This window comes from Nioella sp., from assembly GCF_965215655.1.
Classification (GTDB): Bacteria; Pseudomonadota; Alphaproteobacteria; order Rhodobacterales; family Rhodobacteraceae; genus Nioella.
Window position 1 is genome coordinate 3,375,875 of the sequence record NZ_OZ244111.1, and the last position, 16,915, is coordinate 3,392,789.

At 64.2% G+C, this 16,915-nt stretch carries 13 protein-coding genes; 2 read left to right on the top strand and 11 right to left on the bottom strand.

The features are described 5' to 3' along the window. Positions 1-91 precede the first annotated feature (91 nt). Entirely contained in the window at positions 92-1,120 is a 1,029-nt protein-coding gene (gene xylF / locus ACOOEX_RS16790) for a D-xylose ABC transporter substrate-binding protein (RefSeq protein ID WP_420395905.1), read from the bottom strand. 191 nt (positions 1,121-1,311) lie between these two features. Between xylF and ACOOEX_RS16795 the strand changes: the two genes are divergently transcribed. Further along, positions 1,312-2,529 (top strand): ROK family transcriptional regulator, encoded by a 1,218-nt coding sequence (locus ACOOEX_RS16795; RefSeq protein ID WP_420395906.1) that lies wholly within the window; start codon positions 1,312-1,314, stop codon positions 2,527-2,529. After that, a complete protein-coding gene (locus tag ACOOEX_RS16800) occupies positions 2,519-4,033 on the top strand; it encodes a CRTAC1 family protein (protein ID WP_420395907.1) in 1,515 nt (504 codons plus the stop codon). Before ACOOEX_RS16795 ends, ACOOEX_RS16800 begins: the two co-directional genes overlap by 11 nt. Positions 4,034-4,095: 62 nt before the next feature. On the opposite strand, the gene ACOOEX_RS16805 is transcribed toward ACOOEX_RS16800, so the two are convergent. The 10 genes from ACOOEX_RS16805 to ACOOEX_RS16850 form a co-directional block, all read right to left on the bottom strand. Beyond that, positions 4,096-5,400, bottom strand: coding sequence for a cytochrome-c peroxidase (locus tag ACOOEX_RS16805; RefSeq protein WP_420395908.1), 1,305 nt, complete (start codon positions 5,398-5,400; stop codon positions 4,096-4,098). Beyond that, positions 5,397-6,383, bottom strand: a complete 987-nt coding sequence (locus ACOOEX_RS16810) for an aldose epimerase family protein (protein WP_420395909.1) — start codon at positions 6,381-6,383, stop codon at positions 5,397-5,399. The genes ACOOEX_RS16805 and ACOOEX_RS16810 overlap by 4 nt, the downstream gene beginning before the upstream one ends. Positions 6,384-6,390: 7 nt before the next feature. Next, on the bottom strand, positions 6,391-7,704 hold the full coding sequence (xylA, locus tag ACOOEX_RS16815; protein ID WP_420395910.1) for a xylose isomerase: 1,314 nt from the start codon (positions 7,702-7,704) through the stop codon (positions 6,391-6,393). Continuing rightward, positions 7,701-9,152 (bottom strand): xylulokinase, encoded by a 1,452-nt coding sequence (xylB, locus tag ACOOEX_RS16820; RefSeq protein ID WP_420395911.1) that lies wholly within the window; start codon positions 9,150-9,152, stop codon positions 7,701-7,703. The genes xylA and xylB overlap by 4 nt, the downstream gene beginning before the upstream one ends. A gap of 232 nt (positions 9,153-9,384) precedes the next feature. Further along, positions 9,385-10,785: a TRAP transporter large permease gene (locus tag ACOOEX_RS16825; RefSeq protein ID WP_071689222.1), complete on the bottom strand. Its 1,401-nt coding sequence runs from the start codon at positions 10,783-10,785 to the stop codon at positions 9,385-9,387. Positions 10,786-10,798: 13 nt separating this feature from the next. Then, complete coding sequence (locus ACOOEX_RS16830; RefSeq protein ID WP_071689223.1) at positions 10,799-11,431, bottom strand: TRAP transporter small permease subunit; 633 nt, start codon at positions 11,429-11,431, stop codon at positions 10,799-10,801. 82 nt (positions 11,432-11,513) lie between these two features. After that, a complete protein-coding gene (gene dctP, locus ACOOEX_RS16835) occupies positions 11,514-12,524 on the bottom strand; it encodes a TRAP transporter substrate-binding protein DctP (protein WP_420395912.1) in 1,011 nt (336 codons plus the stop codon). Positions 12,525-12,644: 120 nt separating this feature from the next. Next, entirely contained in the window at positions 12,645-13,784 is a 1,140-nt protein-coding gene (locus ACOOEX_RS16840) for a M20 aminoacylase family protein (protein WP_420395913.1), read from the bottom strand. 27 nt (positions 13,785-13,811) lie between these two features. Next, positions 13,812-15,155 (bottom strand): sigma-54-dependent transcriptional regulator, encoded by a 1,344-nt coding sequence (locus ACOOEX_RS16845; RefSeq protein ID WP_420395914.1) that lies wholly within the window; start codon positions 15,153-15,155, stop codon positions 13,812-13,814. Next, the gene (locus tag ACOOEX_RS16850; protein ID WP_420395915.1) at positions 15,152-16,876 is read right to left on the bottom strand and encodes a sensor histidine kinase; all 1,725 of its coding nucleotides are present in this window, start codon (positions 16,874-16,876) and stop codon (positions 15,152-15,154) included. Before ACOOEX_RS16850 ends, ACOOEX_RS16845 begins: the two co-directional genes overlap by 4 nt. Positions 16,877-16,915 lie beyond the last annotated feature (39 nt).

Consider the following 16,915-nt stretch of genomic DNA (forward strand, 5'->3'; position numbering starts at 1 on the left):
GTCCGGACTCCAGAGTTCAGCGTGTCTGGTGGTGATACGCCCCGGCGGGGCGGGGCGTATCGGGTGCTACACTATGCAGTGTATCACAGGATTAGCTGCAAGGCGCGGGGCCGTCGGTAACACCCTGGCAGAGCGTTTCCAGATCAATCCAGCCAGCATCGACAACGACGCTCAGGTTCTCGGCGGTGATCGGAACCGGTGCAAGGAACATCGAGGTCATGGTGGTGCCAGACGGGCTGGTCCATTCCTGTGCGCCTTCGACATCGGCCATTGCGGTGCCCTGTGCCAGTGCGACGGCGATTTCACCGGCTGCACGGCCCAGATCACGGGCGTCTTTCCAAACCGACACGGTCTGGGTGCCAAGGGCAACACGGTTCAGCGCGGCGTGGTCGCCATCCTGGCCGGACACCGGGATACCTTCCATGCCCTGCGCGGTCAGAGCGGCAACAACACCACCTGCGGTGCCGTCATTCGAAGCCACGACAGCGTCAACGCCGTTGTCGGTCGCGGTCAGGATCTGCTCCATGTTGCGCTGTGCGTTGGCAGGCAGCCAGCCATCGGTGTAGGCCTCGCCCACGATCTCGATCTCACCGGCGTCGATTGCGGCTTGCAGAACTTCCTGCTGACCGCCGCGCAGGAAGTCTGCGTTCGGGTCAGTGGGCGAGCCCTTGATCATGACGTAACGGCCAGAGGGCGCCGCCTCCAGAACTGCGCGGGCCTGCATCCGGCCGACTTCGACGTTGTCGAAGGTCAGGTAGAAGGCGCGGGGGTCTTCGATCAGGCGGTCATAGGCGATGACCGGGATGCCTTCGTCGGCGGCGGCCTGTACGGCCGGGCCAATGGCTGCTGCGTCCTGGGCCAGGATGATCAGGGCATCAACGCCCTGAGCGATCAGGCTTTCGATGTCCGACAGCTGCTTGGATGCGGACGACTGTGCGTCGGCAGAGATGTATTCGGCGCCAGCGGCTTCCAGAGCGGCAACAATGGCCGCTTCGTCGGTCGCCCAACGTTCTTCCTGGAAGTTGGACCAGCTGACCCCAACGGTGATGTCCTGCGCAAAGGCAGCGGTGGTCATGGTTGCCGCAAACACCGTTGCTGCGGCTGCTTTGAGAAACTTCATGCTTTCCTCCCTGTGATACCTGGCCGGGTCCCATTCGACCGAGTCCCGCCATGTGAATCTGTCCTAGCACTATTTTTTTCAAAGATCAAATTAAATAATGATCGACGCCTTTCAGGCCGTCTGCTCAACGCCGACAACACTTCCCTTGCTGATTTATTTTTTTTGGTGAATTATACCTGCGGGAGGACACCGTGGCAGGACATCAACGCATATCGACCGCGAACGATCAGCGCGAAAACGGACGCCAACAGGTGTTCGAGGCAATCCGCCAAGCCGGACGAATCGCCCGAATCGACATTGCCCGCGATACGCAGGTCAGCCCGGCCACCGTCACCGCCATCACCTCGGAACTGCTGACCGCCGGTCTTATAGAAGAAATCACTCCGGAAGGGGATCGCTCCGGTGCAAAACGGGGCCGTCCGCGCGTGGCACTCAAAGTACGCGGGGCCGCGCACCTGATCGCGGGCATCAAGATTTCCGACCGGTCCGCCACGGTGATCCTCGTCGATTTCGAAGGTCAGACCGTTGGCGAATACGACCAAGAACTGCCCGGCCCGGTCATGTCCGCCGAAGAGATGGTGTCGCTCGTCATGCGCGCCCTGACCGGGGCCTGCACCGCTGCCGGTCGCGACATACGCGAAGTGTCCGGCGTCGGTCTCGGCATTGCCGGGCTGATCGACGCGACCCGCAATTTCGTTCACTGGTCCCCGTCGCTCGATCAACGCAACGTGGAACTGGGGCGCATGTTATCCGATGCCATGCCGGTGCCTTTCTATATGGACAATGACGCCAATCTGGTTGCCAAGGCCGAGCAACTCTTTGGTGAAGCGCGCAACGTCTCTGATTTCATCGTCATCACCATCGAACAGGGTGTCGGCATGGGCATCGTGATCGACGGGCGCATCTATCGGGGCGAACGCGGCTGCGGGGCGGAGTTCGGCCACACCAAGGTGCAGCTCGACGGGGCGCTCTGCCGTTGCGGTCAACGCGGTTGCCTGGAGGCCTATGTGGGCGACTATGCCCTGCTGCGAGAGGCCAATATCCGCGGCAGCGCGCAGCCCGAGGACGATCTCTCGGTCCTCTATTCCCGCGCCAAGGCGGGCGATGCGATGGCGCGGTCCATCTTCGACCGGGCGGGCCGGATGTTTGCCATGGGGCTGGCCAATGTGATCAACATCTTCGACCCCAGCCTGGTGATCCTGTCCGGCGAACAGATGACCTTCGACTTTCTCTACGGGTCCGACGTGCTGGACCGGGTGAAATCCTCGGTCGTGCAGGTCGACGCCCCATTGCCGGAAATCCGGGTGCATAAGTGGGGCGATCTGATGTGGGCTAAGGGGGCGGCTGCCTGCGCGATGGAGGGGGTGTCGGAGCTGACGATCCGCAACCTCGGTGCCGATGCGGCCTGAGCTATGTCTCGCCACTCTGCTGGTGTCCTCGGTCCCTGCCCTTGCAGACCCGCTCTTCGAGCCGCGCCCGATTGCACCGCACAGCTATGAAGGCGGGTGGGAGCATTTCGTGGGCGGCGGGGTTGCGGCCTTTGACTGCAATGGCGACGCCCTGCCAGAGCTCTATGCTGCGGGGGGCGAGGCCCCGGCGCAGCTCTTCCTCAACCGCTCCGCCCCTGGCGGCGATCTGGTTTTCGATGCGGTGGACAGTGCCCTGTCCCTGACAAGCGTCATCGGGGCTTATCCGCTCGATATCGACAGCGACGGGGTTCTTGATCTCGCCGTGTTGCGGGTGGGGGACAACATGCTGATGCGCGGGCTAGGCAACTGCGCATTTGCCCCGTTCGAGGGGATCGGCTTTCAGACCGACGCACGCTGGACCACAGCGTTTTCGGCCACATGGGAAACGAGTCAGACCCTGCCCACGCTCGCCTTCGGCAATTACGTGGACCGGAGTGATCCGGAAGGCCCGTTCGAAGCCTGCGACATCAACCAGCTCTACCGACCGGAGGGCGACAGCTACACCCCGCCCCTGCCACTGGAACCGGGGTTCTGCGCCTTGTCGATGCTGTTCACGGACTGGGGACGGCAGGGCCGCGCCGATCTGCGCGTCTCAAATGATCGGCACTACTATGTGCGCGGCGGCGAAGAACAGATGTGGGCGATGGAGAGTGATCCGCGACTTTTCGGGCCAGAGGACGGATGGAACAGCCACCAGCTTTGGGGGATGGGCATTGCCTCGCGCGATCTGGATGGCGACGGGCTGTCCGAGGTCTACCTGACCTCCATGGGGGATCAGCGATTGCAGGCGTTACGTATCGGCGCGCAAGGCCCCAGCTATCTCGACGCCCCATACGAAAGCGGCGCCACCGCACACCGCCCCTATACGGGCGGCGATGGCAGGCCCTCGACCGGCTGGCACGCCGTGTTCGGAGATGTGGACAATGACGGGTGGGATGATCTCTTCGTGGCCAAGGGCAATGTGGAACAGATGCCCGGCAGCGCCATGGAAGACCCCAACAACCTGCTGATGGGCAGCCCTGAGGGGCGCTTCACCGAAGCGGGGCTTCAGGCCGGGGTGGCCAGCCTGCACCGCAGTAGGGGCGCGGCGCTGGCGGATCTGAACGGGGACGGGCTGCTTGACCTGGCGGTTCTGAACCGCCACGCACCGATGGAACTCTACCAGAATGTGACAGAGGAAGCCAGGGGATGGCTTCTGGTACATGTCAGGCAGGAACGGCCGAACCCCGATGCCGTGGGAGCTTTCGTGGAACTCCGCGCCGAGGACAGGCTCTGGACGCAGGAAATCACCGTGGGCGGTGGCCATGCAGGTGGCGTTTCCGGGCCGCTGCATTTCGGGCTTGGCGATGTGGCGGCGGCCGAGATCCGGGTGATCTGGCCAGATGGAGAGAGCGGCGATTGGCAGCCGGTCGAGGTCAATCAAAGGCTCACACTCGCACGCTGACGGTGGAGCGGCGCCAAGGATTTTCCAAAATCCTTCCAAGGGTCTTGCAAGACCCTTCCCCGCTACCGATCAACCGGCAATCCGCTTGGCACGCTTTCCGGCACCCCCAAACGCCCCTCCGCGCCTGCCGTATCGGTCAACGCCTCCAAGAACGCTACCAGGGCGGCAACCTCATCGTCGCTCAACTGCACCGGCTCCAGCGCATTCGCCGCCGCAATCGCGGCCACCTCGTCGGGGTCATCCAGAATGCGCCAGTCCTCTGCCCCCGGCAGGGCGGGCAAAACCGCCTGGCTCCGATCATAGGCATAAAGCGACCCCACCGGGTCCAGATGATGCCGGATCACCCCCTCCAGCGTCGCATAGGCGCCCGCATGCCCATACGGCGCAGTCAGGGTCACATTGCGCAAGGACGGCGTGCGGAAGGCATAGGCATCCTCCGGTTCGCCAGTGACTCGCATCCGCCCCTCGTCGCGGGCATGGGTCTCGAACCGCGCGGCCTTGCCCGGCCCGAGTTGCACCATGGCGATGGCGTGAAAATCGTGATCGGTCTGGAACCGGCCTGCGTGGCAGTCCGCACAGCCCGCTTCGCCGTAGAACAGCGCCATTCCCTGTGCCGCCGCCTCGGGCAACTCTGCCTCACCGGCAAGATAGAGGTCAAACGGGCTGCGATCCGCCCGCCATTCGAAGCGGATGAAATCGGCGACGACGTTGGAAATGTCGGTGAAGTGGATCGGAGCGCCCGTGCCCAAGATCGCGTCAAACCGGACCCGGTATTCGGGGATGGCGGCAACGCGGGCTGCGATCTGGTCCCATGCCCCGCCCGCCAGAGACAGATGCCCCATGCGCACGGCCTGGCTGATCGGGTTTTCCGAATAGTGCCCGGCCATCTCGTCGGGGGACAGGACCGGGAACATCGCCTGTGCCGAGAGGACGGAGTCGAACCCTGCGCTCATCGCGTCGCCCAAGGGCGTGCGAATGCCATTGGGGCGGGTCGGGTCTGCCTCCAGCCGGCCATCATGGAACATGTGGGTGAACTCGGAGGCTCCAAGGTTGAACAACCCCGGTGCGTTACGGGGAATACGCTGTTCGGGCAGGTTTTCAGGGTCCGCCAACCTGTCCGGCCCCAGCCCATGCGCCCCGTCGCCAAGCGACAGCGACACCCCATCAGAGGTGCCGAAGCGCGGGTGGTGGCAGGTGGCGCAAGACACCTGCTGGTTGCCCGACAGAATGGGATCGTAGAACAGAAGCTGCCCCAGCTCGACGCGCGCCGGATCGGTCGGGGCAAACTCTGCGGGCGGGAACGCAGGTTGTGACAGCACGGGCAACGCAATGAGCGCCGGGATCAGGGCCAGGGGCAACCGTTTCATTCAGGATCCTCCATGATCTCGACCGTCAGCCGCTGATGATAGGGCTGCTCCGGCGTCACGATGATCGACGGGAATGTGGGGCAGTTGACGGCATTGGGAAAGCCCTGCGGCTCCAATGCGATCCCGGCCCAGGGGGCGATGCGCTGGCCCGGATGGGCACCACCCAGATCGGGAAGGCCGTGCCCGGTATAGACCTGCAAGCCCGGCTGGTCCGACCACATCCGCAGGCGCAACCCGTTCGGGGCCAGAAGCTCCGCCACCGGCCTTGCCGGGCCGAGGTCCTCGGGCATCACCAGGTTCAGATCGGTCCCGATCCCCTCCGGGTCAGCCTCGGACAGCACGGCGCCAGCGTGGAAATCGTGTCGGGTGTCCATGACCGGGGCGATGTCCCCGGTCGGGATAAGGCCGCTGTCCACGGGCGTCACCCGGTCCGCCGGGCAGGTAAAGCGCGCATCGCGGGCCGTCCGAGGCACCCCGAGGCTGTAATAGCTGTGCTGCGCCAGGTTGATCGGCGTGGGCCGGTCCACCGTGGCCACCATGTCATAGGTCACGCGCGCGCCATCGAGCGATACGGTCACTTCGAAACTGGCCCGCCCCGGAAAGCCTTCCTCGCCGTCGGGCGAGACATAGGTAAAGCGCACGGCCCGCGCGCCATTCGTCTCAGCCTGCCAGATGCGGGAATGCAGCCCGCCCGCGCCGCCATGCAACTGGTGTGGGCCTTCATTGGCGGTCAGGTGATGCTCCCGACCCTCAAGCAAAAACCGCGCGCCCGCGATGCGGTTGGCCACGCGCCCCGCGATCACGCCCATATAGGTGGGGTTCGACAGGTAGTCCGCCGGGTTGTCGAAGCCCAGAACCACCGGCACGGAAGCTCCGCCTAAAGGCACCCACCAGCCCCGCGTGATGCAGCCCAGATTGAGGAGTGAGAGCGTAACCTCCCCGTCCTCTAAGCGAAATTCACGTATCTCTCTGGCGCTTGGCAAGGTCCCCTCAGACGAAGCGGTTCACAACGTTTTCAAGGTACTCCTGCTTGCCGGATACGGGCGCGGGGTTGATCCCCTCGGCCTCGACCCGCGCGGCGATATCCTCCAGCGAGCGGTCGCCGTTCAGCATCGCCTGCGCCTCGGGCGCGGCCCACCCGGCATAGCGATCCTCGACGAAGCCCGGCAGGGTTCCGTCCTCGATCATCGCGGCGGCAGCTTTAAGACCGCGTGCGCAGATATCCATGCCGCCGATATGGGCGATCAGCAGGTCCTCCGGGTCCAGCGACTGGCGGCGCAGCTTTGCGTCGAAATTGGTGCCGCCTGTGGTGAACCCGCCATCCTGCAGGATGTGGTAATAGGCCAGCGCGACCTCAGGCACATTGTTGGGGAACTGGTCGGTGTCCCAGCCGGACTGATAGTCGTTCCGGTTCATGTCGATCGAACCAAGGATGCCAAGCGCCGAGGCGAGCGCAATCTCGTGCTCAAAACTGTGGCCCGCCAGAATGGCGTGGCCCTGCTCGATATTCACCTTCACCTCGCCCTCCAGCCCGTGGCGCTTGAGGAAGCCGTAGACCGTGGCGACATCGTAATCATACTGGTGCTTGGTGGGTTCCTGCGGCTTGGGTTCGATCAGGATCGCGCCGTCGAAACCGATCTTGTGCTTGTAGTCCACCACCATGTTCAGGAACCGCCCGAACTGCGCGTCTTCTTGCGCGAGGTTGGTGTTGAGCAGCGTCTCATAGCCTTCGCGCCCACCCCACAGCACGTAGTTTTCGCCCCCCAACCGGTGCGTCGCGTCCATGCAGGATTTCACCGTCGCGGCGGCGAAGGCGAAGACATCCGGGTCCGGGTTCGTCGCGGCCCCCGCCATGAAGCGGCGGTTGGAGAACATGTTGGCCGTGCCCCACAGCAGCTTCACCCCGGTCTGCTCCATCTTCTCGGCGAAGTAATCCGCGATCTGGTTCAGCGTATCGCGGTTCTCGGCAAAGCTTGCCCCATCGGGGCGGATGTCGAAGTCGTGGAAGCAGAAATAGGGCACTTTCAACAGGCTGAACATCTCGAAGGCCACGTCGGCCTTGAGCTTCGATTGCGCCATGGTGTCACCGGGAAACCATGGCCGTTCAAAGGTTTGCCCGCCGAACGGGTCATTCCCCGGCCAGACGAAATTGTGCCAGTAGCAGGCGGCGAAGCGCAGGTGATCTTCCATGCGCTTGCCCAAGACGACCTCATCGGGGTCATAGTGGCGGAAGGCCAGCGGGTTGGCGCTGTCGGCGCCTTCGAACGGGATCTCGGTGATATCTTTGAAAAAGCCGGTGCTCATGTCATTGCAGCCTTGATAGAGGGGTAAAGGGCGCGGTAGCGGGCGTAGCTTTCGTCGTAAGCCCCCTGCAAATCCGCGCGGGGATCGATGGTTTCCGCCACTTGCGGAGGGGTCATTGTGTCGTGGATATCGGCCCCGTCGGCAGCCATGCCAAGCCGCGCCGCGCCAAGCGCCGCGCCGAATTCACCCTTGGCGGGCAGGCGCAGGGGAAGGCCCAAAATCGTGGCAAGGCTTTCCAGCCAGAACCGCGACTGCGTGCCGCCGCCGATGGCAAGGACCGAGTCGAGCCTTGTGCCCGTGGATTTCAGCGCCTCCAGCGAATCCCGGAGCGCGAAACTGACGCCTTCCATGACGGATTGGGTCAAGTTTTGTTGGTTGGATCCGATGTCGAGACCGACGAAGGCACCGCGGATATCGGCGTCATTATGGGGCGTCCGTTCGCCTGACAAGTAAGGCAGGAAGAGCGTGCCCGATGGGCCAGAGATCGTGTCAGGCAAGCGGCCAGCCAGCGTGGCGGGGCTGTCGTTCAGGGTCTTGGCCAGCCAGTTCAGGCAGTCGGTCGCGGCCAGGATCACGCCCATCTGATACCAGGTGTCCGGCACCGCGTGGCAGAAGCTGTGAACGGCGGTTTCGGGGGCAGGCGCGAAGCTGTCCTTCGCGGCCAGCAACACGCCCGAGGTGCCGAGCGAGACGAAGCCGTCGCCCTCGCGGAAGCAGCCCACACCGCAGGCCGCAACGGCATTGTCGCCGCCGCCACCGGCCACGACGACGGGGCCGGAAATGCCCCATTCGGCGGCCAGCTCGGCGCGCAATTGGCCCGAACCTTCGCTGCCTTCTACCAGTCGCGGCATCTGGTCGGGGCGCATGTGACCGGCCTCCAGCAACGCGGGCGACCAGTCACGCATGCCAACGTCGAGCCAACTGGTTCCGGCCGCGTCGGACATATCAGACACATGCTCTCCCGTCAGCCAGAGGCGCAGATAATCCTTTGGAAGCAGCACTTTGGTGACCTGAGCGAAGATCTCGGGCTCATGTTTCTCGACCCACAGCAGCTTGGGTGCAGTAAAGCCGGGAAAGACGATATTGCCCGACAGATCGCGCACGCCGGGGGTTGCATCCAGCGCCGCCGCCTCTGCATGGGACCTTGTATCGTTCCACAGGATGCAGGGCCGAAGCACATTGTCCGCTGCATCCAACAACGTCGCGCCATGCATCTGACCTGACAAACCGATGCCGCGAACGGCGGACAGGGCATCTGGCGCATCCGTCTTCAGCTTGGCCACTGCCGCGCGACATGCGTCGACCCAATGGGCCGGATCCTGTTCGCTGTGGCCGGGCGCGGGGTGGCTGACAGGGGCTGCCTGTTCTGCCGCGGCGACAAGCGTGCCATCGGCATCGACCAGCACTGCCCGCAGGCCGGACGTGCCCAGATCCAATCCGAGATACATGGGTCCTCCCATGGCGTCCTCCCCGGTCGCCATATTTATTTTGATTGGTAAATTAATTTCACGGAGCGCGGCGTGAGTCAAGTCCCCGCATCTCTCCCCGGCACCAAAAACAGGGGGGGTGCCATGCGTACACCCCCTGTACACCCCCCGTACACCCCTCGTGCATACCAAACGCGAAAACGGCGACCTGGGATATTCCGGGCCGCCGCTTCCATTCTTTTACAAGATTAAATCACATCTGGCTTGGCAGCCACAGCACGATCCAGGGGAACGCCACCAACAGAGCGATGGTGATCGCGTCGGCGATGAAGAAGGGCGTCACCCCCTTGAACACGTCCTGCACGCTGAGGTCATCGCGCACGCCGGCCACCACGAAGCAGTTGAGGCCAATGGGCGGCGTGATCAGGCAGAACTCTGCCATCTTCACCACGAGGATGCCGAACCAGACCGCGCACATGGTGCCGGACATGCCGAAGGTGCTGGCCTCTGCCGTCACGTTCATGCCGCCATTGAGCGCCATGACCGCCGGGAACACCACGGGCAGCGTCAGCAGCAGCATTCCGATTGCGTCCATGAACATGCCGAGCACCGCATAGGCCAGCAGAATGCAGATCAGAATCAGCATTGGTGACATCTCCAGTGTCGTCAGCCAGTCTGCGAAGGCCCCCGGCAGGTCAGCGAAACCCAGGAAGCGGACGTAGATCAGCACGCCCCAGATGATCGTGAAGATCATCACCGAAAGCTTGGCGGTTTCCAGCAGCGCCTCTTTCAGCTGCGGCCAGCGCATGCCGCGATAGAGCGCCATAAGGAAGACGATGAACGCACCGATCGCGCCGCCTTCCGTCGGGGTGCCCCAGGCATCGCCGCCGAAGGGGTTGTAGACGAAGAAAATGATAATCACGACGACCGCCACAATCGGCAGCGCAGGCGGCAAGGAGGTGAAGCGTTCCTTCCAGGTGAAGCCGGTCACGGGCGGGCCGAAGTTCTTCAGCGTCATGGCCATGCCGACGATCAGGAGCGTATAGACCACCGCAGAAAACACACCGGGTATGAAGCCCGCCAACAGCAAGCGGCCCACATCCTGTTCCACGATGATCGCGTAGATCACGAGAATGGCGGAGGGCGGGATCAGCGAAGCGAGTGTACCGGCCGCTGCCACGACGCCCGCCGCGAAGCGCTTGTCATAGCCCACGGCCAGCATTTCCGGGATCGCGATACGGGCGAAGACGGCAGATGTGGCGACCGAGGCCCCCGACACGGCGGCAAAGCCTGCGGTGGCGAAGACAGTCGAGACAGCCAAGCCCCCCGGAACCCAGGCGAACCAGCGCTTGGCGGCCTCGAACAGCGCCTTGGTCAGCCCTGCGTGATAGGCGAGATAGCCGATCAGGATGAAAGTGGGGATGAGGCTGAGCGCCTGGCTGGAGATTTTCGAATGGGGCACCTGGCCCGCGGTTTTTACCGCGACGGTCAGCGCCCATAGGAAATCCTCGGGGTCGTAGCCCCGGCGGCTCCAGAAGATCCAGATCAGGCCGACGAGACCCGAGAGACCAGCGGCGAAGGCCACGCGCATGCCGAGGATGACAAGCACCAGCATGCCGCCCGAGACGATGAGGCCGATTTGAATGGGTTCCATGATCCTGTCCCCCTCAGTCGTCGCGGCCGGAAACCTGGGCGGCTTCCATCGCGGCTTGGGTGGCGGCATCGGCGTGCAAAGGAACCCCCACGGGCTGCTCTTCGCCCCGGATCAGCGCCCGACCATAGACGAACACCTGCAACGCAAGACGCAGGCAGATGACGAAGAAGGCCACCGGCACCACCAGCTTCGCGGGCCAGAGCGGCAGGCGGATATCCATGGAACTGTCGCGGCTCCACCAAGGTTCGTTGAAGTCGAAACTGCGCTGGAAATGCGCCCAGGACCCCCAGACAAGCAGCACCATCAGGATCAGGATTGCCAGCGTGGTGACGAACTCCGCCGCCCACATGGGCCGCCCGCGCAGATTGCCGACCAGCAGGTCCATGCGGATATGGCCGCCTTCGCGCTGCGTATAGGCGATGCCCATGATCGCAATCAGCGGCATGGCCTGTTCGATCCAGTCCACGTAACCGGGGATCGGCTGAGAAAAGAAGTTGCGCCCGCCGACCGAGATCACGGCGAGGATCATCAGCGAAAAGACCGCGAGGCCACTGACCAACGCCATCTTGCGCTCCAGCCACAGCAGGGATTGGTCGAGACGGCTGACGAAGCTGTCATCGGACAGCACGAGGGAAGCTCCGGCCATTTATGGCTCTCCTTGAATGGATGTTCCCGAAAGAAAAACCCCGCCCGAAGCCTGTCCGGGCGGGGTTGTCAGGCAGCCAGACTCAGTTGCCCTCGGCGATCAGGCCGGTGACGAAATCGTAGAGCTCCTGCGCGGGCAGACCGCGGGCGGTATTCTCCTCGATCCAGGCGGCAGCAGCGGGGGCGGCAGCGGCTTCACGGAAGGCTGCAAGCTCAGCGTCGCCGAAGGTGATCCGCTCGATCCCGCGTTCGTCCAGCGCCGGGCCCCATGCGGCCATGGTTTGATCGTTGTAGTAGTCGAGATAGTGCTGCATAGCCTCGTCCACGGCACCCATCAGGATCTCGCGTTCAGCATCCGACAGGGCGTCGAGCGCGTCGGTATTCACCACGACCGGGCAGTTCACGGTGCCGGGGTTGAGGTTGGTGGTCCACCACTCGCCGGATTCGATGGTGCCGAACGACATGTGCGCGTGGGGGGCGAAGCTGACGGCCTGCACGACGCCGCTATCGAGCGCCTGGCGCACTTCGGTCGCGGTCATCGAGGTGGGGACAGCGCCAATCGCGGACATTGCGGCCCCTATCCCGCCGGTTGCCCGAACGGCCATACCGGCGAAGTCTTCGACCGACGACGGCGCATCGCCCCGACCGACGAAATTGTACTGCGGCAGCGGCGAGGGCATCAGCAGCGTCGCGTTCCAGCGGGCGAGGTCAGCCACGACAGCAGGATGCTGATAGAGCGCCATGGACACCTCGGCCTCCTGCTCCAGCGAGCTCATGCCAAGGAAGGGCAGTTCCAGCACCGTGATCGAGGGGTTCTTGTCGGCGTGGTAGCCGGCGCAGAACTGGGCCATTTCGAAGGCACCGATGGAAATACCATCGAGGTTCTCGCGGTTGCCCGACAGGCCGCCATAGGAAATGTTCATGGTGAAGTCGCCGCCCGAGCGTTCAGCGACCAGTTCCGCCAGCCGTTCCACATGTTCAGTAAACGCGCGGCGCGCGCCCCAGACAGAGACGTTCCATTCGGTGGCAAGTGCCTCGGCTGCGAAGCCAACGGTCACGGCGGCCACTGCGGTGGCCGTGAGTGTCTTTTTCATGATGTCCTCCCAATTGATCACACGTTTCGTGGATGGGAGAAGTATGGGGGATCGCCCGCGCGCCTGCCTATGAAGGAAATTGCGCGCATGGGCGACCCCGGCCTGCGGAATTCCGCAGGGTCAGGCTTCGGGCAGTCGGGCGCGGGCGATGGCGGCATGGACCTGCGCCCCGTGGATCAGGGCGGCGTCGTTGAAATCGTAATCCGGGGCGTGCAGGGGGGCGCTGCTTTCGCCATTGCCGATGAAGGCGAAGCAGCCGGGGACATGGGTCAGGAAGCGGGCGAAATCCTCCGATCCCGTCATGGGTTCTGGGCGGGTCTGGGTGGCTTCCGAAACCGGCGCGGCGCCCTGCATCATCGCCTCTGCCAGCTCCGGGTCATTGATCGTGGGCACGAATTCGCGGTTGTATCTGACCTGCACCTCGATGCCGTATTGGGTGGCGATGCCTGCTGCGATCCGGCGCATTTCTTCTTCAATCTTGGCTGAGACATCCGGGCTGAAACTGCGCGCATCGCCAAGGATGCAGGCGTGACCAGGCAGCGCGTTTCGGGTGCCGTCGGTGATGAGTTCAGTGACCGAGACGACGGCGGTCTGCGTCGGCGCGATGCGGCGCGAAACGATGGTTTGCAGGTCCATAACCAGCGCGCAGGCGGGCACCATGACCTCTCGCCCCCAATGGGGGGATGAGGCGTGGCCGCCCTGCCCGGTCAGCGTGATCTCGAAGATGTCCTCGGCGGACATGATCGGACCGGGGCGGGTTTCGAAATGTCCCACGGGCAGGCCGGGCATGTTGTGGAGACCATAGACTTCATCGAAGGGAAAGCGCTCCATCAGGCCATCGTTCAGCATGGAAAGCGCCCCCTGCCCCCATTCCTCTGCCGGCTGGAAGAGGAAGCGGATGGTGCCGTCGAAGCCGCCCTCTTCAGCCAGCAGTTTCGCCGCGCCAAGCAGCATGGACGTGTGCCCGTCATGGCCGCAGGCATGCATCGTGCCGGGGGTTTCCGAGGCATAGTCCGCGCCGGTGGTTTCGGTGATCCTGAGCGCGTCCATGTCGGCGCGGAGCGCAATGGCCCGGTTTGACGTGCCGCGCTTCAGGGTGCCGACGACGCCTGTACCGCCGATGCATTCCGCAACCTCCAGCCCGAAACCACGAAGCGTTTCGGCCACGAAGGCCGCCGTGCGGGTTTCTTCGAACCCGAATTCAGGATGGCGGTGCAGATCGTGCCGCCACTGGGTCATTTGTCGTTCGAGGTCTTTCATGGGCGCTCCCTTTCACAAGCGACCAGACTAAAGCAACGCGCCCTTGTCCAGACCGAGCTTGACGATCTTTTCATTCAGCGTGCGCCGCCCGATGCCGAGCGCCTCGGCGACCGCGTCCATACGGCCCTCATGCGCCTTGATGGCCTTGCCGATCAGCTCGCGTTCAAAGACGGCGACGGCCTCTCGCAGGGTGTCGGGCACGTCCTCCATCGCCTGATCGGACCGGATCGCCTCGGCCACCGATCCGCGCCCGCGACGGGCGGCCAGAATACGGCGTTCGGCGGCGTTCCTGAGTTCACGGACATTGCCCGGCCAGTCATGGGCCAGCAGCGCGGCCATGTCGTCATGGGTCAGGTCGGGTTGGGCAACCTCGTAGACGCGGGCATATTGGGTCAGGAAATGGGTGAAGAGCAGGCTGATATCGTCACGGCGCGCGCGGAGCGGTGGCAGGGTCAGTACCATGGTGTTGAGGCGAAAGAGCAGGTCCTGACGGAGGCGGCCTTCCGTCACCGCCTGATCGGCGTCTACATTGGTGGCAGAGATCACCCGCAGGTCGAGTTTGACGGGCGTTGTCGCACCAATGGGAGTCAGTTCCTTTTCCTCGATCACCCGCAGCAGCTTGGCCTGCACGGGCAAGGGACAGGCGGCGATTTCATCGAGGAACAGCGTGCCGCCATTCGCTGCCACCAGACGGCCCGTGGCCTCGCCCTTCACACCGAACATCTCGGCCTCGAACGTAGCCTCGGCGATGGCGGCGCAGTTGAGCGCCAGGAAGGGGGCGTCGGCGCGCGGGCCAAGGTCGTGCAGGGCGCGGGCGACGACCTCTTTTCCGGTTCCGGTCTCGCCCTGCAGCAGCACCGGAACGGCCGTGTCGGCAAGGTCCAGAACATCCTGCCGGACGCGGGTGATATCGCCGGTGCCGCCAAGCAGCACCCTGTCGAGGCCCGAGAGCCGCGCCAGCCTTTGTTTCAGCCGTTCGGTACCCTTGGCCATGCGATGCTGGTCCGCCGCGTGACGCAGGATCGACAGCAAGCGGCGTGGGTCATAGGGTTTTTCAACGAAGCTGTAGGCCCCGTTCTGGATCGCCTGCACCGCCATGGGAATATCGCCATGGGCCGAGATCAGCACCATGGGCGGCGTCGTGGCACGGTCGAGACTGTTCAGCAATTCCAGTCCGGACATGCCCGGCATGCGCACGTCCGACAGGATCACGTCCGGCATCAGCTTTGGCAGAAGCTCTGCCACCTGCGTGGCGCGGGAAAGCGCTTCGGTGCGCCAGCCGGCGGCCTCCAGCAGATCGACCAGAGAAGCGCGCATGGATTTGTCATCGTCCACGATGAGAACCGAAAGCGCGGTGTCATGAGGGGTCATTCTGCGGCTTCCTCTGCGAGTTCGGCCAGCGGGATCTCCACGCGGAACAGTGCGCCGCCACCATCGCGGTTGCGGGCCGACATGGCCCCGTGATGTTCCTTCACGATCCCGGCTGAAATGGCGAGGCCAAGCCCCATGCCCTGCCCGGATTCGCGGCTGGTGACGAAGGGTTCCTGAAGCTCTGGCAGGCTGGACTGTCCCAAGCCATGGCCCCGGTCCGCAACCTCGAACCAGCCTGTGCCTGCATCCGCCCCCACCCGCACGGTCAGGTCGCGGGGGGCGCCATCCTCCATCGCGTCGATGGCATTGCGCAGGATGTTGACCATCACCTGTTCGATACGCAGCGCGTTGCCCTGAACCGTGACAGGGGCGGGCGCGATATCTTCTACAAGATTGATCTGCAACGCCTCGATATTCGGGGCAACCAGTTTCAGCGCCTCGCGCATGGCGTGGCCCAAATCGACAGGTTTCAGCGCATCCTCGCCGGGATTGGCAAAGAATTTGAGCTGCCGCGTGATGCCTTCCATCCGCTCCACCAGCCCTGTCAGGTGCGGGATCACCCGCGTACCGCCGCCCATTTCCGCGGCCGCAAGATGGTTGCGCATGGCGGTGATGGGCTGGCCCAGTTCGTGGGTGACCGAAGCCGCGAGCTGCCCAAGCGCCGCCAGCCGGCTGGCGCGGGCCAGTTCATCGCGGGTGCGCGACAGACGGCGTTCGGCGGCACGGCGGTCGTCGATCTCGACAGCCAGCAGATCATGGGCGCGGCGCAGTTCGGCTTCTTCCGCCTCCAGCGCCCGCAGCGCCGCCTGGGTCTGCGCGTTGCGGCGCATCAGGAAGACCAGCGCCATGCCGCCCGCGATAACCACGGCCAGAACCGTGGCCAGCCAGCTGCGGGTCGTCACCGGGTCAGTGCTGGCGAAATAGTGTAGCTGCCAGCCATGGGGCAGATCGTCAGTGGCAAGGTGGATCACCTCCATCCCCGAGATCACCGCGCTGTCACCCTGCCCTTCTCGCCAATCCAAAGGGTCAAGCGGCTGGCCGGGGAATTGCCGGGTTTCGGCAATGGCCGCGCGCTGATCGGCATCGAGCGGCGTGAGCGTGCGGTAGCGCCAGTCCGGGTTGGAGGCGAGCAGCACCACCCCATCGGCATTGGTCAGCAACACCTGTTCCCCGCCCTCGCGCCAGCTGTTTTCCAGCCGCGTCAGGTCGATCTTGATGGCGATGACGCCCAGCGCCTCGCCCAGATCGGACACAACGGAATCGGCAATGAAATAGCCCGGCAGCCCGGTGGTGGCGCCGATGCCGTAGAACCGGCCCTGCCCGCCTTCCAGCGCCTCCTGAAAATAGGGGCGGAAGGAATAGTTCTGGCCGACGAAGCTGCTGGCGCTGCCCGCGTTTGACGCCGAAATCGTCAGCCCTTCGAAATCCATCAGGTAGATGGCGTCAAGGCCAGACTGGCTGGCGAAACTGGCCAGTCGCCCGTCAAGCGGGGCCGTGGGCCCGCCGCTGGCGGTTTCAATGACGAACGGATCGCGGGCGAGCACAAAGGTCAGGTGCGAGAACCGGTCAAGTTCCGCCACCACGGTGGAGCGGTAGAGCGACAGGCGGCCCTCGGCGCGCGTCACCTCCTCGGACCGGAAATAGCCCGATGACAGCACATAGGCCCCCGACGCGAAGGCCAGGAACAGCAGCGAGAACACAATGGTGCGGGTGACGGTCATGCCCCTCCCCGGCTGGCGTCATCTGTGGACAGGCTTAGC